The 21,822-nt window shown below is 71.7% G+C and carries 23 protein-coding genes; 7 read left to right on the forward strand and 16 right to left on the reverse strand.

Annotated elements, in window-relative coordinates:
* Positions 1-398: 398 nt before the first annotated feature.
* Positions 399-1,583, forward strand: coding sequence for a CarD family transcriptional regulator (locus tag ACFQS7_RS15295; RefSeq protein ID WP_380067951.1), 1,185 nt, complete (start codon positions 399-401; stop codon positions 1,581-1,583).
* A gap of 53 nt (positions 1,584-1,636) precedes the next feature.
* Here ACFQS7_RS15295 and ACFQS7_RS15300 read toward each other — a convergent pair whose 3' ends face one another.
* Positions 1,637-2,848: an MFS transporter gene (locus tag ACFQS7_RS15300; RefSeq protein ID WP_380067952.1), complete on the reverse strand. Its 1,212-nt coding sequence runs from the start codon at positions 2,846-2,848 to the stop codon at positions 1,637-1,639.
* A gap of 159 nt (positions 2,849-3,007) precedes the next feature.
* Between ACFQS7_RS15300 and ACFQS7_RS15305 the strand changes: the two genes are divergently transcribed.
* The gene (locus ACFQS7_RS15305) at positions 3,008-3,442 is read left to right on the forward strand and encodes a DUF6481 family protein (protein WP_380067953.1); all 435 of its coding nucleotides are present in this window, start codon (positions 3,008-3,010) and stop codon (positions 3,440-3,442) included.
* A gap of 84 nt (positions 3,443-3,526) precedes the next feature.
* Here the strand turns inward: ACFQS7_RS15305 and ACFQS7_RS15310 are convergent, their stop codons facing one another.
* The 5 genes from ACFQS7_RS15310 to ACFQS7_RS15330 all read right to left on the reverse strand — a co-directional run bounded on the left by ACFQS7_RS15310 (position 3,527) and on the right by ACFQS7_RS15330 (position 6,239).
* On the reverse strand, positions 3,527-3,856 hold the full coding sequence (locus tag ACFQS7_RS15310; protein ID WP_380067954.1) for a hypothetical protein: 330 nt from the start codon (positions 3,854-3,856) through the stop codon (positions 3,527-3,529).
* Between the two features lie 224 nt (positions 3,857-4,080).
* On the reverse strand, positions 4,081-4,272 hold the full coding sequence (locus tag ACFQS7_RS15315) for a hypothetical protein (protein ID WP_380067955.1): 192 nt from the start codon (positions 4,270-4,272) through the stop codon (positions 4,081-4,083).
* Positions 4,273-4,507: 235 nt separating this feature from the next.
* Positions 4,508-4,933 carry a YbaN family protein gene (locus tag ACFQS7_RS15320; RefSeq protein ID WP_380068026.1) on the reverse strand — a complete coding sequence of 142 codons (426 nt, stop codon included), beginning with the start codon at positions 4,931-4,933 and terminating at the stop codon, positions 4,508-4,510.
* Entirely contained in the window at positions 4,930-5,622 is a 693-nt protein-coding gene (locus tag ACFQS7_RS15325) for a DJ-1/PfpI family protein (RefSeq protein WP_380067956.1), read from the reverse strand. Before ACFQS7_RS15325 ends, ACFQS7_RS15320 begins: the two co-directional genes overlap by 4 nt.
* Entirely contained in the window at positions 5,619-6,239 is a 621-nt protein-coding gene (locus tag ACFQS7_RS15330; protein ID WP_380067957.1) for an HPP family protein, read from the reverse strand. The genes ACFQS7_RS15325 and ACFQS7_RS15330 overlap by 4 nt, the downstream gene beginning before the upstream one ends.
* A 201-nt stretch (positions 6,240-6,440) precedes the next feature.
* Here ACFQS7_RS15330 and ACFQS7_RS15335 point away from each other — a divergent pair, with 201 nt between their 5' ends.
* The 4 genes from ACFQS7_RS15335 to ACFQS7_RS15350 are packed head-to-tail and all read left to right on the forward strand — an operon-like array spanning position 6,441 to position 11,245.
* The gene (locus tag ACFQS7_RS15335) at positions 6,441-7,142 is read left to right on the forward strand and encodes a hypothetical protein (protein ID WP_380067958.1); all 702 of its coding nucleotides are present in this window, start codon (positions 6,441-6,443) and stop codon (positions 7,140-7,142) included.
* A gap of 12 nt (positions 7,143-7,154) precedes the next feature.
* Complete coding sequence (locus tag ACFQS7_RS15340) at positions 7,155-8,234, forward strand: hypothetical protein (protein ID WP_380067959.1); 1,080 nt, start codon at positions 7,155-7,157, stop codon at positions 8,232-8,234.
* The gene (locus ACFQS7_RS15345; RefSeq protein ID WP_380067960.1) at positions 8,231-9,955 is read left to right on the forward strand and encodes a Dyp-type peroxidase; all 1,725 of its coding nucleotides are present in this window, start codon (positions 8,231-8,233) and stop codon (positions 9,953-9,955) included. The genes ACFQS7_RS15340 and ACFQS7_RS15345 overlap by 4 nt, the downstream gene beginning before the upstream one ends.
* Positions 9,956-9,979: 24 nt before the next feature.
* Positions 9,980-11,245, forward strand: coding sequence for a hypothetical protein (locus ACFQS7_RS15350; RefSeq protein ID WP_380067961.1), 1,266 nt, complete (start codon positions 9,980-9,982; stop codon positions 11,243-11,245).
* A 45-nt stretch (positions 11,246-11,290) separates the two neighbouring features.
* Here the strand turns inward: ACFQS7_RS15350 and ACFQS7_RS15355 are convergent, their stop codons facing one another.
* From ACFQS7_RS15355 to ACFQS7_RS15400, 10 genes are all read right to left on the reverse strand, one after another.
* Entirely contained in the window at positions 11,291-12,286 is a 996-nt protein-coding gene (locus ACFQS7_RS15355; protein WP_380067962.1) for an alpha/beta fold hydrolase, read from the reverse strand.
* A gap of 83 nt (positions 12,287-12,369) precedes the next feature.
* A complete protein-coding gene (mltG, locus tag ACFQS7_RS15360) occupies positions 12,370-13,377 on the reverse strand; it encodes an endolytic transglycosylase MltG (RefSeq protein WP_380067963.1) in 1,008 nt (335 codons plus the stop codon).
* Between the two features lie 178 nt (positions 13,378-13,555).
* On the reverse strand, positions 13,556-14,839 hold the full coding sequence (gene fabF, locus ACFQS7_RS15365) for a beta-ketoacyl-ACP synthase II (protein WP_380067964.1): 1,284 nt from the start codon (positions 14,837-14,839) through the stop codon (positions 13,556-13,558).
* Positions 14,840-14,871: 32 nt separating this feature from the next.
* Positions 14,872-15,111 carry an acyl carrier protein gene (locus ACFQS7_RS15370; RefSeq protein ID WP_133292000.1) on the reverse strand — a complete coding sequence of 80 codons (240 nt, stop codon included), beginning with the start codon at positions 15,109-15,111 and terminating at the stop codon, positions 14,872-14,874.
* A 193-nt stretch (positions 15,112-15,304) separates the two neighbouring features.
* The gene (locus ACFQS7_RS15375; protein ID WP_380067965.1) at positions 15,305-15,541 is read right to left on the reverse strand and encodes a hypothetical protein; all 237 of its coding nucleotides are present in this window, start codon (positions 15,539-15,541) and stop codon (positions 15,305-15,307) included.
* A 103-nt stretch (positions 15,542-15,644) separates the two neighbouring features.
* The gene (locus tag ACFQS7_RS15380; RefSeq protein WP_380067966.1) at positions 15,645-16,889 is read right to left on the reverse strand and encodes a Zn-dependent hydrolase; all 1,245 of its coding nucleotides are present in this window, start codon (positions 16,887-16,889) and stop codon (positions 15,645-15,647) included.
* A gap of 117 nt (positions 16,890-17,006) precedes the next feature.
* Positions 17,007-18,245: an ABC transporter substrate-binding protein gene (locus ACFQS7_RS15385; RefSeq protein ID WP_380067967.1), complete on the reverse strand. Its 1,239-nt coding sequence runs from the start codon at positions 18,243-18,245 to the stop codon at positions 17,007-17,009.
* Between the two features lie 100 nt (positions 18,246-18,345).
* On the reverse strand, positions 18,346-19,737 hold the full coding sequence (locus ACFQS7_RS15390) for an MATE family efflux transporter (protein WP_380067968.1): 1,392 nt from the start codon (positions 19,735-19,737) through the stop codon (positions 18,346-18,348).
* A complete protein-coding gene (locus tag ACFQS7_RS15395) occupies positions 19,734-20,240 on the reverse strand; it encodes a winged helix-turn-helix transcriptional regulator (protein WP_380067969.1) in 507 nt (168 codons plus the stop codon). Before ACFQS7_RS15395 ends, ACFQS7_RS15390 begins: the two co-directional genes overlap by 4 nt.
* A 122-nt stretch (positions 20,241-20,362) precedes the next feature.
* Positions 20,363-21,004 carry an ABC transporter ATP-binding protein gene (locus ACFQS7_RS15400; protein WP_380067970.1) on the reverse strand — a complete coding sequence of 214 codons (642 nt, stop codon included), beginning with the start codon at positions 21,002-21,004 and terminating at the stop codon, positions 20,363-20,365.
* Positions 21,005-21,101: 97 nt separating this feature from the next.
* Between ACFQS7_RS15400 and ACFQS7_RS15405 the strand changes: the two genes are divergently transcribed.
* On the forward strand, positions 21,102-21,782 hold the full coding sequence (locus tag ACFQS7_RS15405; protein ID WP_380068027.1) for an arylesterase: 681 nt from the start codon (positions 21,102-21,104) through the stop codon (positions 21,780-21,782).
* Positions 21,783-21,822: the final 40 nt, after the last annotated feature.

Genomic DNA, 21,822 nt, shown 5'->3' on the forward strand with positions numbered 1-21,822 from the left:
TCCGGAGGCGGAGTATCGAGAGGAAAGGAAGTGCCTGGCGAGGCACTTCGGTTACGCTCAGGCGATCATATCACATGATGTGAACGTGAAATATGCTTCTGGTGGCAGATCTCCCGCGCGCCGCACATTCGCGGCATGCGCAGGGGCTTGACCGCCCAGCGCGGCCGACGAGCGGTCGGGTTAATGACACTCCGCCGTTTGAATGCTATGGTTTCAATCCCATGGGAAAGCCGGCCGCTCCTGGCACAGGGCCTTTGGCGGAACCATATGCGAAGCTTCGGCATGGAACGCGAACCGGACAGGCCCTTATCCACCGGGCTGCTGGGGCCCTGGTGGATCGGCGGCCGGAAGGCCGGACGGCCACCGGGTTGCGACCTGCCGCAGGAGAAGCGTCCGGCATGAAGGCACAGGCTATCGGGAAGGGGACCGGCGGCAAGGGTTCGGGGTCGCGCAATGCCCCGGCGAAGCCGACCCCCAAGGCGGCGCGTCCGGTCGCCAAGCCCAAGCCGGGGGCGAAGCCGCCTGCCGCGAAACCGGTGATCCCGCCGGTGGCCAAGGCCGCGCCAAAGCCGGCGGCGAAGGCTGTCGCCAAGCCCGCCGTGCCCGAGACGGTTGCGTCCAGGTCCGGTGCCAAATCCGTGCAGAAGCCGGTGGCCAAGCCGGCCGTGACGGCCGCGCCGAAGCCTGTCGCCGTGACGCCGAAGCCTGCCGTCAGCAAGCCCACCCCCGCGAAGCCTGCCGCCGCGAAGCCCGTGGCGCCGCAGCACTCCGCCCCCATCCAGGCCGCGCCCCGGCCGCCGGTGCCGAAGGCCGCCGCCGCTGCCGCGAAGCCCGTCGCGCCGCCGGCCAAGGCACCGCCGCCAAAGCCCGCCGCCGCCAGCCGCGCCGCCGAGGCAGGCCGCGCCGCCCCCAGCATGACACGCTCCGATTTGCCCCCCCTGGCCCCGCCGGTGGCGGCGAAGCCTGCTCCCTCCGGTCTGGCCGAAGTGCAGGCATCCGCTCCTCTCCCCGCCCCCGTGCCGCCCGTCCATGCCCATGGCATGTCGGCCCGGCGCGACGGGCCCCATTCACCCCCTCCGAGACAGCCGTCGAAACACGTGGAATTCAAAGCTGGCGACCATGTCGTCTACCCGACCCACGGGGTCGGGACCGTGCAGGGCATCGAATCGATGTCGGCCGCGGGTCACACGCTGCAAGTCATTGTCGTCACCTTCGATGAGAACCGGATGACGCTGCGCGTCCCGGTCGGCAAGGCATCCTCCTCGGGCCTCCGCAAGCTCGCCTCGGAGGAGGCGATGAAGGAGGCGCTGGACACGCTGAAGGGCCGGGCGCGCATCAAGCGCACCATGTGGTCCCGCCGCGCCCAGGAATACGAGGCCAAGATCAACTCCGGCGACCCGGTGGCGATCGCGGAAGTCGTCCGCGACCTGCACCGCAACGCCGGCCAGCCGGACCAGTCCTTCTCCGAACGGCAGATCTACGAACAGGCAATGGATCGCCTGGCTGCCGAGCTCGCCGCCATCGACCGTACCGACAAGGCCGGCGCCACGGAAAAGCTGCTGCAGCACCTCAAGGCGGCCTGAACCAACCAACCTCCAGCGGCCGGCCCCGGGCAACCGGGCCGGCCGTTTGCAATTCAGCGCCGGCCCAACCTGACGCTCAGCGCCAGGATCCCCGCCGCGGCCAGCGCAAAGGCCGCCGGCGCGCCGAAGCCGCCGATCGCCAGCCCCACCAGCACCGGCCCGAAGGACTGCCCGCCGAAGAAATGGAAGGCGTGCAGGGCGACGGCCGAGCCGCGCGCCTCCGGCGCCACCTCGGTCACCCGGGTCTGGATCGAGTTGTGGATCATGTAGAAGCCGGTCCCCAGCAGCAGCCCGGCGGCGATGAAGATCGCGGCCATGGGGGCGAGGGCGAAGCCCAGCAGCGCCGCCGCCGCCAGCCCGCCGCCGAGCCGCACCATCCGCCCCTGGCCGAGCCGCTTGAGCAGGCCGCGCGCCATCGCCGCATAGACGAAGCCGCCGGCGCCGAAGGCGGCCACCGCCAGCCCGGCCTCGAGGCTTGCCCCGCCGCCGCTGCCGAGGCCGCGGGCCTGCAGCACCGGGGCGAGGTAGGGGAAGGTGCCGAAGACGAAGATGCCTTCCAGGAACACCGCGAGATACAGGATGCGCGCCGCCGGCAGCCCGAGGATCATCCGGTAGCGCCGCAGCGCCTGCACCGGCTCGAACCGCCGGCGCGGCTCGGCCGGGCCGCCGAAGGGGATGAGGAACAGCAGGACGGAGGCGACCGCCGCCACCCCGGCGCAAAGCCCCAGCACGCCGCGCCAGCCGAGGATCGGCGCCAGCACCCCGGCCATGGCGCCGCCGGCGATCTGCCCGGCGATGGCGAAGACCACCACCCGGCTGAGCGCCACCTGACGGTCCTGGATCGGCACCGCATCGGCCACCGTGGCGAGCGTCAGCGGCATGATGCCGCCGGCGGCGATGCCGGTCAGCGCCCGCAGCACCGCCAGCGTCCCGAGGTCGGGCGCCAGCGGTGCCAGCAGGGCGAAGAAGGACAGCAGCAGCAGCGCCACCCGGATGATCCGCCGCTTGCCCAGCGCATCGCCGACCGGTCCGAGGATCGGCTGGATCAGCGCGAAGGGTACCGCGAAGGCGGTCGCCAGCAGCGCCACCCGGTCGGTGGAGGCGGCGAATTCGGCCGCGATGGTCGGCACGAAGGGGTCGGTCGCGCGCACGCTGAGCGCGCCGGCGAAGGAGGCCAGGCCGAGCAGCAGGATGAGGCGGCGGGTCGATCCCGGCGCGGTGCCCGGAGTTGGCTCGGCGGGCGGACCGGCGGGGGAGGACGGCATCGGCTCGATATGCGCCGCGCTGCAGCATCCGGCAATCGCCCGGGCCGGCCGGGCGCGGGACCCGTGCAGCCGCCGCGGGCCGGACCCGAACTATCGGCATGGCAGGTCCGCAGCGGAACGGGGTAGCCGCGCGCTACCTTATTGTTCTAGAAGACGGCCATGAATGCTCGCAAGTACGACAATTTCAACGACCGGCTGACCACCCAGACGAAGGCGAAGCAGGCCCTCCTGGAACGCTTCAAGGCCCGCCCTGGGCTGGACGACCCTGCGGTCCGCGAGAAGCTGGAGCAGCAGAAGGCGATCGCCGAGGCGCGCGACGCCCGGATCGCCGAGCGCAAGGCCGCCCGCGAGGCCGAGGCCGCGCGCCTGGCCGAGGAAGCCCGCGCCCGTGCCGAAGCCGAGGCCGCCGCGGCCCGCGCGAAGGCCGCGCAGGAAGCCGAGGACGCGGCGAATGCCGCCCGCAGCGAGGCCGAGCAGCGCGAACGCGCCATCATCCTCGATGCCGAGAAGAAGGCCCGCACCCTGGCGCTGGCGGCCGAGCAGAAGGCGGCCCGCGATGCGCGCTACGCCGCCCGCAAGGCGCGCCAGCGCTGAGCCGAAGGCCCCCGCCGCGGCGGGGGCGACCGCTGGGTGCCGGTTGGCGGCCCGCCCTCGCGGCGGGCCGGTTTTGCGCCCTTGCTACCGCCGCTTCGGACCGCCGCCCATGCTGGCGAAGACCTTCGCGTCCAGGTTCTCCCGCATCAGCATGGTGAAGCCGGGGATGGTATCCAGCCCCAGCCCGCGCGGCAGACCGGTTTCCTCGTCGGCCTCGACCTTGGCATAGGCGGCGCCCGCGACCTTCTCCCACTTACCGGCCGGCTTCTTCACCTCGATGTTCACCACCGTCGCCTTCAGGTCCATCCGGACGATGGCCTCGGACGGCCGCGACGGCTTGGTCAGGCTGGGCATGCCGGCGATCATCTGCCAGCCATTGGCCAGCGCCCAAGCTTTCAGCTCCTCGGCGGTCATGCCTGGGTCTCCCTTGGCGAGGCGGGCTGCAGGGCTCGCGGCCGAAGGTGACCGCGGTACCGTTGCAGCGCCTGGTTTTCAGCACGGATCGCGTGCGGGCCCGCGCCCGCACGCGACCTGCGCCGGAGCATGAGGCGCTCGGCGTCGTCCGCGCATCATGCTCCGGCGCCTTTACGGTCGCAGGCATCAGGCTGCTCGGCGATTTCGCCTCCAGCCATCGTGCTTCAGCGGCGCGCCTTGCCCTTCTGGATCTCGCGCTCGATCGCGCTGCGTTCGCTCACGCCCAAACGGCGGATGATCTCCCGGATGATCGCCGGGGTCACGCGGTGGCGCTTGGCCAAATAGGCGACCTCCTCCTCGAGCGCGGCGGGGTCGATGGTCGGGGCGGTATCGGCTTTCGCCGGACTCTGTGCCACGGGAATGAATCCTGTCGGTCTGGCCCCGCTGCGGCGGGGCGCCTCATCGCGCCGCGATCGGGCGATCGCGGCGTCTCATCGTGTTGTATAGGCCCTATCTGGGGATGCCGCCCGGTATTTGCCGGCACCGCGGCCGCAAGGCGGCCCGCGCCCGACGCAGGGGTGTCATCCGCTGGCCTTATGGCTGGCTGCCTGCCGCGAACCCGATCCGGCGCGACCCGCTACGGCCCCGCACTCAGGACCCTCCGGCCGCAGAATGCGACGGGCGCGTGAGAATGTACACCGCGACGGCGGCCATGCAGGCACCGGCGATGCCTGATGCCAGCAGGTCGCGGAATATCACGGTCACCGTCAGCCAGCCCAGCGCCATGCCGAGCAGCGCCGCCCGCTTGGCGCGCGGCCCGATGCTGCCGTGGTCCTGCCAGTGCCGCAGCGATGGGCCGAAGCGCGGATGCGCCCGCAGCCTGGCGCGCAGCGCCGGGTTGGCGCGGCCGAAGGCCCAGGCGGCGACGATCAGGAAGATGGTGGTCGGCATCACCGGCAGCAGCACGCCGATGAAGGCGAGCGCCAGGCACAGGTAGCCCAGGCCGAGCAGCAGCAGCCGGTTCGGCCCGCGCGCCAGGGGGGCGGGCTCCTCGGGCTGGGGTGGCGCCAGGGTCAGGCTGCCGCCAGCCGGGCGGCGACGCGGGCGACCAGCGCCTCGCGTTCCGCCCGCATTCCGGCGCCGCGGGCCTGTGCCGCCGCCAGCACCGCAGCCGGGGCGGTGGCGGGGTCGCCGGCCTGGAAGGGCGGGGCGGGGGCGTACTCGATCTGCAACTGGATCGCCTGGGCCAGCTCCGGCCCGGCGATCTCGGCGACGATGGTGAGCGCGAAGTCGATCCCGGCGGTGACGCCCCCGCCGGTGACCAGATGGCCGTCCCGCACCACCCGCGCCTGCACCGGCACGGCGCCGAGCGCGGCGAGGAAGTCGTGGCTGGCCCAGTGCGTGGTGGCGCGGCGGCCCCGCAGCAGCCCGGCCGCGCCCAGGACCAGCGCGCCGGTGCAGACCGAGGTGACCCACTGCGCGCCCGGCGCCTGGGCACGCAGGAAATCGAGCACCTCCGCGTCTTCCATCAGCGGCGCTACGCCGGGCCCGCCAGGGATGCAGAGCACGTCGAGCTGCGGACAATCCGCCATGGCGGTATCGGCCAGCATGGTCAGCCCGGTGTCCGAGCGCACCGGCCCGGCCTGCTTCCAGATGGTCCGCACCGTGGCGCCGGGCAGCCGCGACAGCACCTCGAAGGGGCCGGTGAAGTCGAGCTGGGTGAGCCGCGGGAAGAGCAGGAAGCCGATGCTGAGGGGCTTGGTCATGGTCGGAATCCACCTTGGATCGCCGGGGAGTCTGCCACGGCCCGGCGCCGCGGCGAAGCCTCTCGGAACCGCGGCCAGGGGCCGGCGCCCCAGGGCCGGGGCAGGTTGTTGACCAGGTAGGCGGCGGCGAAAAGCACCGCCAGGCCCGGTAGCAGCGGCGCCAGCAGGAAGCCCGGCCCCGCCTGCTCGGCGAAGACCACGATCGGGTTGGCACCGGCCGGCGAATGGATGGTGCGCGTCGCCGCCATCACGGTCAGCGCGGCGCCGACCGCGGCGGCGCCCCAGAGCTCGATCGGTCCGCCGAAGGTCACGTAGCCGAAGCGGCAGGCCAGCCCGACCAGCGTTGCCAGGACATGCCCGCCGAGGAAGCTGCGCGGCTGCGCCATGACGCCGCGCGCCATGCCGAAGAGGATGACGCAGGACCCGCCGAGCGAGGGCAGCAGCCAGGGATGCTCGGTCAGCCGCAGCAGCGCGACGCAGCCGAGCAGCGCGCAGGTGGTGCCGAGGAAGCCGGCCAGCAGGCGCTGCGGCGGCGGGCGGCGGCGGCGCTTCGGGCGGCCGGCGGGCAAGGGAACCCGCTGGGCGAGGGGCGAGGGGGCGTCGGCGGGCTGGCGCATGCCGGGCGATGCTGCCCCGCCGCGCTGCCGGCGGCCATCCCCCTCGTGGCATTCGCCCTGGGGTTGTTACGCCCGGCGGTGCTGTGCGCCTGCGCACGAGTTTCCGGGATTCATTCCTTGCGTATCAATTGCCCGGGAAGGCACGGTTCGCCCTGCGAATGGTGCCCGGCTTGGGCAAGCCCGCGGGTAGGGAGATCCTCCATGTCGAACATCGCCGGCAAAGCCTACGCGATGAACGTGCTGACGCCGATCAAGCCGGGCATCAAGACCTGGTTGACGCAGCTCATCTTCTGGATTTCGCATTCGGCGCCGAGCCAGCTTGCCGGGCTGCTCGGGCTGAAATTCATCCACTTCGCCCGCTGGGTGGTGATCCGGCGCGAGCAGTGGCCGCATGTCAGCCCGGACCAGCCCAAGCCGGCGGCCGGCCTGCACAACGACTACCTGCTGTTCCTCAGCAACTTCAACGGCACCTGGGACCAGTACATCGACGCCTTCGCCGACGGCATCCCCACCGGGCTCGACTTCCTCTGGTACACCAGCACGAAATATCCGCACTCGATCCCGATCGCGGTGTTCAAGGACTACATCGCGGCCAACCAGCTGCAGACCAACTACTACTACAACGCGACGCCGGGCGCGGCGCAGCGCGACATCGTCCAGGCGCTGCAGCTGCGTGACGCGCTGGTGGCGCTGGCACGCGACCACGCGGCCTTCGACCCGGTCGGCTTCGCCACCAGGTACAACCAGATGCTGGCCGACCGGCAGAAGGCCTTCGGTGCCCAGGGCATCGCGCCCTCCGCCTCGCCGGCGACCGAGCGCGCGGAGGCGGCGCGCCGCCGCTACCTCGACCGCAGCCAGTGGCTCCCCAGCCCCGACCCACGTCCCAGCGAAGTTGCGCATTGAGGAGGCGGACCCATGCCGAATTATGATGGTGGCCACTACTTCCTGACGATGCTCGCCCCGGTGCGCAACGGCACGATGCCGGACCAGCACCGCTTCTCCTGGCGCCAGACGCTGCTCGCCAGGCTGGCGGAGATGCCGAACTCCCAGGTCGGCGTGACCACCCGGGACGACGAGGCAGCAAGCCCCTTCAGCCGCAACACCATGACACATCTGGCGCGCTTCGTGCTGATCGACGCGCCGCCCTACAACGGCCGCGAATCGGGCGATTCGCTGCTGGCCAAGATCCGCCAGGTCGACCCGACGGTGCACCAGCCGGTCGATGCCCTGCCGACGCCCTATCTGCTGTTCGCCGCCGATTTCGACGCGCCGGACGGCTCGGACCAGTCGCTCCGGGCCTTCACCGACACGCTCTGGTCGACGATGCGGCCGGAGCTGACGCGCATCTTCGCCTGCTGCTACGGCTTCGACGCGGCCACGATCACCACCGCCGAGGCCTTCTTCCGCTACGTGAAGGCCTGCCAGGTCGAGACCACCTTCCCCTTCAACGACTACTGGCGGCCGGCCGACCTGGCGCGGATGCCGGCCGACCTGCCGCTGCCGACCAAGGCGCTGGGCGTGATCGGCCGCTACGCCAAGCCGATCCTCGCGGTGCTCGGCATCTGGGTGCTGTGCTTCCTGTTCGCGGCCGTCGGCCACGACAGCCAGGCGCGGGACGCGGCGTCCTGGGTCGCCCGCCGCGGCGGGCTGGTGCTGCTGCTGATCCTGCTCGGCGTCGGCGGCTACCTCGTCTGGATCTACAACGCCTTCAAGGCGAAGGCGCAGGTCTCCTTCCCGCCCGGCGCCAAGCTGCCGGACGTGCTGAAGTCGATCTACCTGCAGCAGCGCTTCCTGGAATTCGTCATCGAGAACCAGGGCCGCGGTCCAGCCGAGCTGCACGCCGCCTTCGGCCGCTTCCTCCGCGACACCGACCCGGCCCGGGAGGCGGCGCCGACCCAGCCGCCCGGCGTCATTCGCACGCCGCCGCTCCAGGCGGTGCCCGCCCCAGCCCCCGCACCCGTCACGCCCGCCAAGACCGAGGGAGTCGTGGCATGAGCACGCTCGACCTGCATGACATCCAGGGCAACATCCACCGCCCCTATGGCCGCTACGGCTTCCCCTATGCGCGGTACTTCCTGTTCCACGTCAACCGGGACCGGCAGGACCCGCGCCGCCCGGACAGCGAGATCGGCCGCTGGCTGGTCGACCAGATCCGCCCGGCGGTGACCACCGCGGAGCCCTGGCGCAACGCCGACACGCCGAAGGACGCGCCGGTGCGCGACAAGCCGAAGGTGACGGTGAATATCGCCTTCACCTGGGCCGGGCTGGCGGCGCTGGAATTGCCGACCGCGACGATGCGACTGATGCCGGACGAGTTCATCGAGGGCATGGCGGCGCGCAACACCGTGCTCGGCGACCTCGAGGCCAGCGCGCCGGAGAACTGGGACACCGTCTGGCGCGATTCGTCGCGCGACGACGCCAAGGCGATCCATGTCTGGGTCTCGCTCAATGCCCAGCCGGAGCCGTCCACCGGCCTGCCGGTGCCCGAGCTGGATGTCTGGACGCGCTGGCTGATCGGCCTGACCGAGCACCCCTTCGCCCGGGGGCGGCTCACGCTGCTCGGCGGCCATGGCCGGCGGCCGGACGGCAGCGCGCCGGCGGAGGACCGCTGGCAGGATTCCGGCACCATCATGGTGACCGGCCCGGGCGGCGTGCTGATCCCGACGCCGAAGGAGCCCTTTGGTTTTACCGATGGCATCTCCGACCCGGTCTTCACCGGCCAGGACGTGCTGGCCGAGGACCCGATGGCGGCGATCGGCTCGGGCAAGATCCGGCCCGGCCCGTTCGACGCGAAGGCCAGCTGGTCGCCGCTCTCGGCCGGCGAATTCCTGCTCGGCCAGGCCAGCGAGGGGCAGGAGCTGCCGGTGGCGTCGGTGCCCAACCACTTCATGCGCAACGGCACCTTCATGGCGCTGCGCAAGCTGCACCAGAACACCGCCAGCTTCGAAGCCGCCATGGCGCAGCATGCGGAAGCCTTCGGCCGCACCGCCGGCATCGCCGACCCCGCGGTGGCGCGGGAGACGCTGATGGCCAAGATGGTCGGCCGCTGGCCGAGCGGCGTGCCGCTGGCGCTTGCGCCCACCAAGGAGGCCGAACAGGCCTTCATCGCCCCCTACGTCCCGGTGCTGCTGAAATCCGCTGCGCGGATGCCGCTGGACGATGCCGAGAAGGCGCAATACGCCGAGTTCGGCGCCAGGCTGCGCAACTACCGCTACACCGAGGACCCGGACGGGGTGAAGTGCCCGCTGGGCTCGCATGTGCGGCGGGTCAACCCGCGCGACATGCTCGACCCCGACCACAAGCTTGGCGAGGCCTCGACCCAGCTCACCAACCGGCGCCGCATCCTGCGCCGCGGCCTGCCCTATGGCGACACCTCGCCGGCCGCCATGGCGGACGACAAGGCGGAGCACGGCGTCTTCATCATGGCGCTCTGCACCAGCCTGTTCCGCCAGTTCGAGTTCATCCAGCAGCAATGGCTGCATTACGGGCTCGACCTCGACAGCGGCAACGACGCCTGCCCGATCACCGGCCGGCGCGACCCGGACAACCCGATGGCCAACAAGTTCGTCGTGCAGTCCGACCCGAAATCCGGCCGCCCGCCCTACATCGCCGCCAACCTGCCGCTCTTCGTCGAGACCCATGGCGGCGAGTACTTCTTCATCCCGAGCATCACCGCGCTGCGGATGATGGCGATGGGGTCCGTCGACCCGACCTGAATTCCAGCCCGAGGAGATGCGCGCATGCCGGATGGGGTCAACATGGCGGAGGCCGTCCAGGCCCCGAGCACCGGCCAGCGCATCTTCGGCTGGCTGAAGGACCACATGGACCTGATGTTCCGCATCGCGCGAACCCTGGTCCCGATCCTGGTGGTGCGCTTCCAGGGGCGCACCTGGGCGCTGGTCACCCGCTACGACGACGTCGAGGAGGTGCTGACCCGGCCGAACGTCTTCGACGTCACCTATGCGCCGAAGATCGCCGCCATCATGGATGGCGACAACATCTTCCTCGGCATGAAGGACGAGGAGCGCTTCACCCGCGACAAGACCAACATGCGGATGACGGCGCCGCGCGGCGAGGCGGTGGCGCGCGTCGCCCCCGAGACTGCCCGGCTGACCGCCGAGGTGCTCGACCGGGCGCGGCCGGCGGGCCGGGTCGACCTGGCGATGGAGCTGACCCAGGACGTCACCACGCGGCTGTTCGGTGCTTATTTCGGCATCCCCGGACGCAGCGTGAAGGCCTTCTCGGACGAGGCGCGCGGGCTGTTCGGCTTCATGTTCGCCGACCTGTTCAACGACCCGGCGCGGCGCACGGCGGTCGAGCCGCTGGCGGCAAGCATGCGCGCCCAGGTCGAGGCGACGATCGCCGCCCGCAAGCTGGCGCGCGGCCAGCATGACGACATCCTGGAACGCTGCCTGCAATTCCAGGACCTCGGCCTGCCCGGCTTCTCCGACCGGGAGATCCGCAACAACATGATCGGCCTGATCGTCGGCGCCCTGCCGCAGCCGCCGATGGTGATCCCGCAGCTCTTCGACGTGCTGCTCGACCGGCCCCGCGAGCTGGCCGAGGCGCAGGCGGCGGCGCTGGGCGACGACGACGCGCTGGTGGCGCGCTACGTCTTCGAGGCCTCGCGCTTCTACCCGCTGACGCCGGGCCTGTTCCGCAACTGCGTCACGCCCTACCGGGTTGCCGCCGGGACCTGGCGGGCGAAGACCATCCCGGCCGGCGCCTTCGTCATGGCGGCGACGCGGTCGGCGATGTTCGACGGGCGCAAGCTGCCGGATGCGCGCGCCTTCCGCATCGACCGGCCGGCGGATGCCTACATGCATTTCGGCCATGGCATGCACGAATGCTTCGGCGTCTACATGAACCGGGTGATGATCCCCGAGATCTGCAAGGCGGTCCTCAAGCTGCCGAAGCTGCGCCGGGCGGCCGGGCCGGCAGGCAAGCTGCGGCTCGACGACGAGTTCGACCTCTTCGCGATGAACCTGACCGTCGAATTCGGCTGAGTGCGCATCGGCCGGAAGGGTCGGACGACCTTCCCGGCCGGCGGCTCAGGCCGCCTTAGCGGTCACCCCCGGCACCGTGCCGGTCCGTGCCACCGCGGCGACGATGCCGGCGACCTGCCGCGGCACGGCATAGTGCACCATGTGCCCGGCGCCCTGGACGATGTGCAGGACGCTGCTCGGCAGCGCCGCATGCAGCCGCTCCGCCATGTCGCTGAACACCACCTTGTCCGCCGCCCCGGCCAGGATGACCGTGGGCAGCCGCAGACCGTCGAGCTCGCCTTGGAGCTGCACGGCGCCCGGGATCATCAGCGCGCCGTCGTCCGATGTGGCGCGGATCTGCGAGGGCCGCAGCGCCATGGCGTCCGAATAATCCTTCCGGAACCGCGCCGGCACCGGCAAGGGCGAGAACATCCCCCGCTTCACAAGCGGCATCAGCAGCCGGCCGAGCAGCGGCGACACGGTGTAGCGCAGGATGTCCCCCACCACCGGCAGGGCGCCGAGCGTCACCGGCAGCACGTCCGGCCGCAGGGTCCAGAAGTAGTAGCCCGAGAGCAGCACCACCCCCGCGGTGTCGGCCTGGTGCCGCGCCGCCAGGGCCAGGGCGACGATGGCGCCCCAGGAATGCCCAACCACCACCGGCCGCTCGATGCCGATTTGCGGCAGCGCCCGGTGCAGCAGGTCGGCCTGCGCCGCCGCTGTCCAGAGCCGGCCGCGCGGCCGGTCGCTGTGGCCGAAGCCGGGGCGGTCGAAGGCGATGACGCGATGGCCCGAGTCCAGCAGCAGCGGGGCGACGCCGCTGGTGTCCCAGTCCTGGGCGCTGACGACGTTGCCGTGGATCAGCACCACCGGCTTGCCGGTGCCGCGGTCGGTGTAGTGCAACCGGACGCCGTCGACCTCGACGAAGCGGCCCTGCGGCGGATGCCGGCGCTCGGCCAGGCGGGCAGCGACGCCGTTCAGCACCGCGAGGGCACCGAGGACGGCGGCGCCGATCAGCGGCGCGCGCAGGGCAGCAGGGGTCGTGGTGTTCGGGATCAGGGTCAAACGGGTGGGTCCTCCGGAGGCGCTATGTTGCAATGCAGCACGACTTGAACGGCCGCAGGTGCGGGCAGTTCCTTCCGGGCGGATCAGCGGGTGGTGGGGGCCGTGGCCGGCCCCGCATTCTCCGCCCGCCGACGCTCGATCTCCCGCCAGCGGGCGACGTTGCGGTTGTGCTCCTCCAGCGTCCGGGCGAAAGCATGGCCGCCGCTGCCGTCGGCGACGAAATAGAGCTCATCCGTCGTCGCCGGCCGGGTCACCGCGCGGAGGGACGCCATCCCCGGCGCGGCGATCGGCCCCGGCGGCAGGCCGCGGATGCGGTAGGTGTTGAAGGGGTGGTCGCGGTCCAGGTCGGCCCGGCTCAGCGGCCGGTCCAGCGCCCCGCCCGAGGCCGCGGCATAGGCGACCGTCGGGTCGGACTGCAGCGGCATGCCGCGCTTCAGCCGGTTCAGGAAGGCGGCGGCGATGCGCGGCCGCTCCTCCGGCAGCGCCGTCTCGCGCTCGACGATCGAGGCCAGCACCAGCGCCTCGCGCGGGGTGGCCAGCGGCAGACCCTCGGCGCGCTCGGTCCAGGCGGTGTTGAGTGCGACCAGCATGGCGCCTTCCGCCCGGCGCAGCAGCGCGGCGCGGTCGTCGCCCCGCTGGAAGGCGTACGTCTCCGGCAGCACGGCACCTTCCTCGGGCGCCGTGACCTCGCCGACCAGGCCGGGGGTTTCCCGCAGCAGGGCGGCGATCTGCCGTGCGGTCAGGCCTTCCGGGATGGTCAGCCGATGCTGCACCGGCCGGCCGGTGCGCAGCACGCCCAGCACCTGTTCGAGCGAGGCGCCGGGCGGGAAGGCGAATTCGGCGGCGCGCAGCGGCCCGGCGCCGCGGGTGGCCCAGGCGGCGGCGGCGAAGCTGCGGGCGTCCTCGATGACGCCGGCCTGCAGCAGGGCGCCGGCGATCACTTCGGTCCCGCCGCGCGGCACCACCACCTGCGCCGGCGCGACGAGCGGCCCGGGCGTCTGGTAGAGGCGCAGCGCCTGCCAGCCGGCCAGGCCGGTGAGAAGGCCGAGCACAAGCAGCACCGCGCCGAGTCGGCGCAGTGTCCTAGCCATGGGAGGAATCCAGGAAGTTCGGCATCGTCATTCCGCGCGAACGCAGGAGAAGCCGGGGCGTACCCGGCCGGGGCAGCAGGATCGGGGAGGAAAAAAGTACTTCCTCCCCGTTGGACGCATGCGTCCAACCCACAGAAAGCAGTGGGGGTCCGGGGGAATGCCTTCCCCCGGCCTTCCTTCAGGGCGCCGCGCGGAAGACGATGCTGGCGTTGGTGCCGCCGAAGCCGAAGCTGTTCGACAGCGCCACCTCGATCGGCCGTTCCTGCGCCACCTTGGCGACGCGGTCGATGTTGCTCTCGCGCGAGGGGTTCTCGAGGTTCAGCGTCGGCGGTGCAACGCGGTCGCGGATCGCCAGGACCGAGAAGATACCTTCCACCGCGCCGGCCGCGCCCAGCAGGTGGCCGATCGCCGACTTGGTGGACGACATCGCCAGATGCCGGCCATCCTCGCCCCAAAGCCGCTCCACCGCGCCGAGCTCGAGATCGTCGCCGAGCGGCGTCGAGGTGCCGTGGGCGTTGACATACTGCACCGCGGACGGGGCGACCCCGGCGCTGCGCAGCGCCGCGCGCATCGAGCGGAAGGCGCCGTCGCCGGTATCGGACGGGGCGGTGATGTGGTGCGCATCGCCCGACATGCCGTAGCCGATGACCTCGCCATAGATCTTGGCGCCGCGGGCCTTCGCGTGGTCGAGCGCTTCCAGCACCATGACGCCGGCGCCCTCGCCCATGACGAAGCCGTCGCGGCCCTCGTCCCAGGGGCGCGAGCCCTGCTGCGGGGTGTCGTTGTAGGCGGTGGACAGCGCGCGAGAGGCGCAGAAGCCCGCCATGCCGATCTCGGAGACCGCGGCCTCGGCCCCGCCGGCGACCATCACATCCGCATCGCCGAAGGCGATGAGGCGGGCCGCGTCGCCCAGCGCGTGCACGCCGGTGGCACAGGCGGTGACCACCGAGTGGTTCGGGCCCTTGAAGCCATAGCGGATCGAGACGTGGCCGGAAGCCAGGTTGATCAGCGCGGAGGGGATGAAGAAGGGCGAGATCCGCTTGGTGCGGCCGGCGGCGATATGCTGCGAGGCCTCATGGATCGTCTGCAGGCCGCCGATGCCGGAGCCGATCATCACGCCGGTGGCGCAGCGGTCCGCCTCGTCCTCCGGCATCCAGCCGGAATCCTCGACCGCTTCCACCGCCGCCACGAGGGCGAGCTGGATGAAGCGGTCCATCTTCTTCTGGTCCTTGACCGGGATCCACTCGTTCAGGTCGAGCTTGCCCTCGGCCTTGGACCCGACCGGAACCTGGCCGGCAATCTTCGCCGGCAGGTCCTTGGTATCGAATGACTGGATGGCGGAGATGCCGCTGTCGCCCGCGATCAGCCGCTTCCAGACATGCTCGACGCCGAGGCCGAGCGGGCAGGCGATGCCCATCCCGGTGATGACGACACGCCGCGGCGCGCCTAGATTCGCGAACACGCTTGGCCTCTCCGTCCCTTGTCCTGTCGGCTTCAGGCCGCCTTGTGCTCGTCGATATAGGCGATCGCGTCCTTCACGGTCGTGATCTTCTCGGCGGCATCGTCGGGGATCTCCACGCCGAAGGCCTCCTCGAAGGCCATGACCAGCTCGACGGTGTCGAGGCTGTCGGCGCCCAGGTCGTCGATGAAGGAGGCGTCGTTCGTCACCTTGGCCTCTTCCACGCCCAGGTGCTCGACAACGATCTTCTTAACCTTCTCGGCGGTATCGCTCATCGCCTGGTGTTCTCCTGATAACGGCGCGTGACTGCACCCTGGCGGCCCCGGGACGGGGCTCCCCAAAGAGCCGGGGGGCTTAACACGGAACCCGGAGCGGGCCTAGGCGGTGTTTGCCGGGATGGCAAGCCCCCACCTCCAAGCCTCGCGCCGCCCAGACCCGTGGAATCCAGGGCGCCGGTCCTGGCGCTGTCTAGCGTGGCGGCGGCGCCACCGCCAGGGCCAGCCGGGCGATGCCCAGCATCGCCTCGATCGCCGCACCGGGGGTGGCCAGGCAGGCCAGCGCGGCGAGCAACGCCACCTGGAGGGTGCCGCCCTGGCCGAGCACTGCGAGCGGCGCCGCGGCCGAGGCGGCGGCGAGCAGCCACCAGGGCCCGTCCGGCCAGCCGCCGGCGGGAAAAGGAGGGCTGGAAAACCGGGGCTTGTCCACGCGCGCCATCCGCCGCCTCGCCTGCTGGGGGAGAAAGCGGGCGAGCCTAGCCGAGGTTGCCTCGCGGAAGCCCGAACATTCAGGCGATGAGCGACCTGGCGCGCTACAGCGCCCGGTTGGCCCGGGCCACGACCGCCTCGAACAGCACCTGGCAGCCGGCCGCGGCCTCCTCCGGCTCGATGCTCTCGGCCTCGTTGTGCGACAGCCCGTCCTTGCAGGGGGTGAAGATCATCGCGGTCGGCACGCTGCGGGCGACATAGACCGCATCGTGCCCGGCGCCCGAGACGATCTCCCGCGCCGCCAGGCCGAGCCGCGCCGCGGCCTGACGGACGAGATCCACGCAGGCAGGATCGAAGGGCTGGGCGGGCAGGCGGAACAGCTCGGTCAGTTGCAGGGGCGTGCCGCAGTCGCGGGCGATGAAGCCGGCCTCGCGCGGGAATTGCGCCGCCAGCTTCTCGATCTCGGCGAAATCGGGGTGGCGGAATTCGACGCTGAAGCGGACCTCGCCGGGGACCACGTTGCGGCTGTTGGGCAGCACATGCAGCTGGCCGACGGTGCCGCGGCCGTCCTCGCCGCGCGCCCGCATCATGCGGTCCACCAGGTCGATGATCCGTGCGGCGCAGACCAGCGCGTCGCGCCGCGCGGCGGGCGGGGTGGTGCCGGCATGGGCGTCCTGGCCGGTGACCACCGCGTCGTACCAGACCTGCGCCTGGGCACCGGTGACGATGCCGATCGCCTTGCCCTCCTGCTCCAGGATCGGGCCCTGCTCGATATGCAGCTCGAAATAGGCATCGGCCGGGAAGGGGGCGGCCGGCACCGCGCCCTTGTAGCCGATGGCGGTCAGCGCCTGCTCGACCGTGACCCCATCGACGTCGGCCAGGCCATAGACCTTCTCCAGGGGATAGACCCCGGCCCAGGCGCCGCTGCCCATCAGCGAATGGCCGAAGCGGCTGCCTTCCTCGTCGGTCCAGTTGACCAGCTCGATCGGCGCCTCGGTCTGGATGCCGAGATCGTGCAGGCTGCGCATCACTTCGAGCCCGGCGATGACGCCGAGCGCGCCGTCGAATTTGCCGCCCGAGGGCTGGCTGTCGAGGTGGCTGCCCATGAGGACGGGCGGGCGGGAGGGGTCGCGCCCTTCCCGCCGGGCGAACATGTTGCCGATGGCGTCCACCCGTATCGTCAGGCCCAGCGCCTCGCACCAGCCGGCAAACCTTTCACGGCCGGCGCGGTCGACCTCGGTCAGGGTGAGCCGCTTGACGCCGCCCTTCGGCGTGGCGCCGATCTCGGCCATGGCCATCAGGCTGTCCCACAGCCGCTTGCCGTCGATGCGCTGGTTGGTGCCGCTCATGCCGGTCGTGTCCCCTCGGGGCCTCCTCGAAGGTCGCGGGTCTAGGGCAAACGACGCCTTCGCGGAACCGCGAAGGCGTCGAAATCCGCCCATGGGTCATGCGGTGGCTTCGGCGGACTACGCCTTCACCAGCGGGCAGCCGCCCTGGGCCAGCGGCCGGAAGGCGTCGTCCGCCGCGGTGGTCTGCAGCAGCTTGTAGTAGTCAAACGGCCCCTTCGATTCCTCCGGCCGCTTGACCTCGAACAGGAAGGCCGGGTGCAGCTTGCGGCCGTCCTCGCGGATGCGGCCCGCACCGAAGGCGTCGTCGTCGGTCGGCATCGCCTTCATCCGCGCCACCGCCTCGGCACCGCTGGCCTTGGCCGCCGGCACGCCCATGTCCTGCACCGCCTTCAGGTAGTGCAGCGCCGCGGCATAGGTGCCGGCATGGGTGGAGGCGATGCCCGGCGCCGGGCCGACCTGCTGGCGCAGCCGCCCGGTGAAGGCCCGCGTCCGGTCGTTGAGGTCCCAGTAGAAGCTCTCGGTCACGATCAGCCCGGCGGCGGTGCGCAGGCCGAGCGAATGGACCTCGGTGATGAACAGCAGCAGGGAGGCGAGCTTGATGCCCTTGGCGGTCAGGCCGAACTCCGCCGCCTGCTTGACGCAGTTGATGGTGTCCGTGCCGGCATTCGCCAGGCCGATGACCTTGGCCTTGCTCGCCTGCGCCTGCAGCAGGAAGGAGGAAAAGTCCTGCGTGCCGGGGAAGGGCGTGCGCACGCTGCCGAGGATCTTGCCGCCCGCCGCGCGGATGAAGCCGCCGGTGTCGCGTTCCAGCGCATGGCCGAAGGCATAGTCGGCGACGACGAAGAACCAGGTGTCGCCGCCCGCCCGTACCGTGGCGCCGCCGACCGAATTGGCCAGCATCCAGGTGTCGTAGGTCCAGTGCACCATGTTGGGCGAGCAGCCCTTGCCGGTCAGGTCGGAACTGGCCGCCGAGCTGTTCAGGTGGACCTTGTTCTTGTCCCGCACCAGGTCGTTGACCGCCAGGGCGACGGAGGATGTGGCGACGTCGACCAGGCAGTCGACGCCGTCGCGGTCGAACCAGGCGCGGGCGATGCTGACGCCGACATCCGGCTTGTTCTGGTGGTCGGCGGAGACGATCTCCACGGTGAAGCCGCGCGGGCCGAAATCCTGCACCGCCTGGCGGACCGCGGCGACCGAGGTCTGGCCGGTGACGTCGCGGTACATGCCGGACATGTCCACCGGCACGCCAAGCTTGATGACGTTGGCCGCCTGGGCGCGGGCACTGCGGAAGGGCAGCCCGCCCAGCGCCGGCAGCGCGGCCGCCTTGATCAATGTCCTGCGGTCGAGATCAGCCATCGTCCTGCCTCCCTGGGGTGGCGGTGTCTGTCGCACCGCCTGCCGGGGCAGGGTAATGGATCGGCCGCGCCGAGCGGAAGCCCCAACGCAACCGGCCGGGTTACCCGCGCCGGAACCAGGCGCCGGAGGCGATGACCGATACGATCAGCGTGCCATAGGCGACCAGGGCCAGGGCCAGCGCGGCGAAGACCCAGGCCAGCGAGCCGCCCAGCACCAGCGCCGCATAGCCGCCGCCCACCGCGATCACCAGCCGCAGCAGCCCGGCCAGCAGCGGCCACAGCAGCCGACCGGCCCCCTGCGAGGCGAAATAGAGCGACAGGCCAAGGCCGAAGAAGCCATAGGTCGGCCCGACGATGCGCAGGTAGGCGGCACCTGTCTCCAGCATCGCCGGGTCGGTGCCGAACAGGCCGAGCCAGGCCATCGGCCAGATCGCCGCGGCCAGACCCACCGCCTCGGTCAGGGCGAAGGCGATGGCGCCGCCGGTGAGTGCGATGCGCAGCGCCCGCGCCCCCTGCCCGGCGCCGATATTGGTGCCGACGAGCGCCACCATCGGTGCGCCGAGGCCGAAGACCAGCGGGATCAGCAGGTATTCCAGCCGGTTGCCGGTGCCGTAGCCGGCGATCGCGTCCGGCCCGGCGGCGGCGGCGACCAGCGCCGTGGTCAGCGCCACCGTCGCCGTGGTCTGGAAGGTGCTGACCGAGGCGACCGCGCCGACCTTGAGGATATCGGCGAACATGGGCCAGCGCAGCTTCGCCCAGCGCAGGCGGGCGATGCTGCGGCCGGAGATCACCGCCCAGCCGAGCAGCGCCGTGGTCAGCGCCGAGGTGATCACCACCGCCCAGCCCGCTCCGGCCACGCCCAGCGCGGGGACCGGCCCGAAGCCGAAGATGAGCACCGGCGAAAGCGGGATCAGCAGCGCGACGCCGGCCACGACGGCGATGGCGGGCAGCATCATGTTGCCGGTGCCCCGCAACACGCTGGCGAAGCCGTTGTAGAGCCAGACCAGCACCGCGCCGGCGAAGACCACGTCTGAATAGGCCAGCGCGGCGTCGAGCGAGGCGCCCTCCCCACCGAGCGCGCGGTAGATCGAGGGGCCGAAGCCGATGAAGAGGCCGGAGAACAGCAGGCCGAGCGCGCCGTTGATGACCAGCGCGTGGAGCACCAGCGCATCCGCGTCGTCCCGCCGCCCGGCACCCAGCGCCCGGGCGATGGCCGAGGAGATGCCGCCGCCCATGGCCCCGCCCGAGAGCATCTGCATCATCATGAAGCCGGGGAAGACCAGCGCCATGCCGGCCAGCGCCGCGGTGCCCAGGTGGCCGACCCACCAGGTCTCGATCAGCCCGACCGAGGCCTGGGCCAGCATCACCAGCGTGGTCGGCCAGGCCAGCCGCAGCAGGGTCGTCACGATAGGACCCTGCAGCAGCATCCGGGTGCGCGGGTTCATCGCGCTGGCGGCGGGCGGCACAGGCACGGCGGCGGTGACGGCGGTCATGACGCGTCCTTTGAAGCATCCGGCTGGCGGCGGGCGTAGCGGCGCCGCGTCGCCTCGCCGGCCGCGGGGCCGGGGGCGACGACGAAATCGGGGCCGATGATCGGGCGGCCCGAGGCGCGGTCGACCAGCACCGGGTCGGCCGGCGCGCCGGTGCGGGCATCGACGACCTGTACGGAGGCGCCTTCCGGGGCGAAGTGGCGGTTCCCCCAGGCCATCATCGCCAGCAGCACCGGGCGGAAGTCGCGGCCGCGCTCGGTCAGGTGGTAGGCGTGCCGCGGCGGGCGGGTGGAGTAGGGCCGGCGCTCCAGCAGCCCGTCCTCGACCAGGGCGGCCAGCCGCCGGGTCAGCATGTTGGGGGCGATGCCGAGGCTGTCCTGGAATTCCTCGAACCGGGTCAGCCCGGCGAAGGCATCCCGCAGGATGAGGATGCTCCACCATTCGCCCACCCGTTCGAGCGAGCGGGCGATGGGACAGGGCATGGCATCGAAGCTGGTGCGGCGCATGCCGGCAGGCTAGGCGCAGAAACTATCATCATGCAAGTAACTTCATGCAGGCGGCGCGGCGTCCGCGAAGCAGCATCGCGGGCAGGAATCCGCCGCCCTGGCCGGCTGGATCGCCCCGCCCTTCAGCGCGGCGCGTCCTCCACCACCCGGCCATCCTCCATCCGCACCACCCGGCCGCACCGCGCCGCCAGGGCCTCGTCATGGGTGATCAGCAGCAGCGTGGTGCCCAGCCGCGCCTGCAGCCCGAAGAGCAGGTCCATCACCGCCGTGCCGGTGCCGCGGTCGAGGTTGCCGGTCGGCTCGTCCGCCAGCAGCAGCGGTGGCTCGGCCACCGTGGCGCGGGCCAGTGCCACCCGCTGCTGCTCGCCGCCCGAGAGCTGTCCGGGATAGTGGCCGGTGCGATGCGCCAGGCCGACCGCCTCCAGCGCCATCCGGGCGCGGTCGAAGGCGTCGCGCCGCCCGGCGAACTCCAGCGGGATGGCCACGTTCTCCAGCGCCGTCATGGTCGGGACCAGATGGAAGGCCTGGAAGACGATGCCCACCGTCTCCCGCCGGAAGCGCGCCAGCGCGTCTTCGTCCATCCCGCCGAGGTCGCGGCCGGCGACGCGCAGCGTCCCGCCCGTCGGCTTCTCCAGCCCCGCCAGCAGCATGAGGAGAGACGTCTTGCCCGAACCCGAAGGCCCGACCAGCCCGACCGCCTCGCCGCGCCGGATGGTCAGGTCCACCCCGCGGAGAATGTTGACCTCGCCGGCCGCCCCCGCCACCCTGAACCGCAGGTCCCTGGCCGCGATGAGCGAATCGGCTGTGTCGTCTCCGGCTAAGGGGCGGGGCAGGGGTCGGGAGTGGCTTGCGATGCTGTCCATGGCGCCTTCTGGTTTCCGGGCTGCCGCTGGATATGGCCGTCGCGCCGCGTTGGTAACAGCCCTGGCCGGTATCGGAGTGTTTCGCCCGGCCCATGCGGCAGCCCAGCCGGTGCGCCTGCTGGCGCTGGGCGACAGCCTGACCGCCGGCTACGGCCTGCCGCAAGGCCAGGGCTTCGTGCCCCGGCTGCAGGCCGAACTTGCGGCGCGCGGCCGGGCGGTGCGGGTGATCGATGCCGGCGTCTCCGGCGACACCACGGCGGGCGGCCTCGCGCGGCTCGACTGGGCGCTGGCCGAGAACCCGCAGGCGGCGATCGTGGCGCTCGGCGGCAATGACGGCCTGCGCGCCCTGCCGCCGGCGCAGAGCCGCGCCAGCCTGGCCGCCATCCTCGACAGGCTGAAGGCGCGCGGCATCCCGGTGCTGCTGGTCGGGATGCTGGCGCCGCCCAACCTGGGCGCGGAATACGGCCGCGAATTCGCCGCCGTCTTCAGCGACCTGGCGCGGCAGCGGCCGGAATTGGTCTTCTTCTCCTTTTTCCTGGAAGGCGTGGCGGGCGATCCGGCGTTCAACCAGCCGGACGGCATCCACCCGAACGAGAAGGGCGTGGCGGAAATTCTTCGCCGCATGCTTCCCGCGGTCGAGACCTTGCTGGAGCGGGTGCCTCACCCGCCCGCCGGATGAGGAGACAGCCTGGTGACAGACGTCTCGCCAAGTCCTGGCC

Source organism: Dankookia sp. GCM10030260, assembly GCF_042666655.1.
Lineage (GTDB): Bacteria > Pseudomonadota > Alphaproteobacteria > Acetobacterales > Acetobacteraceae > Paracraurococcus.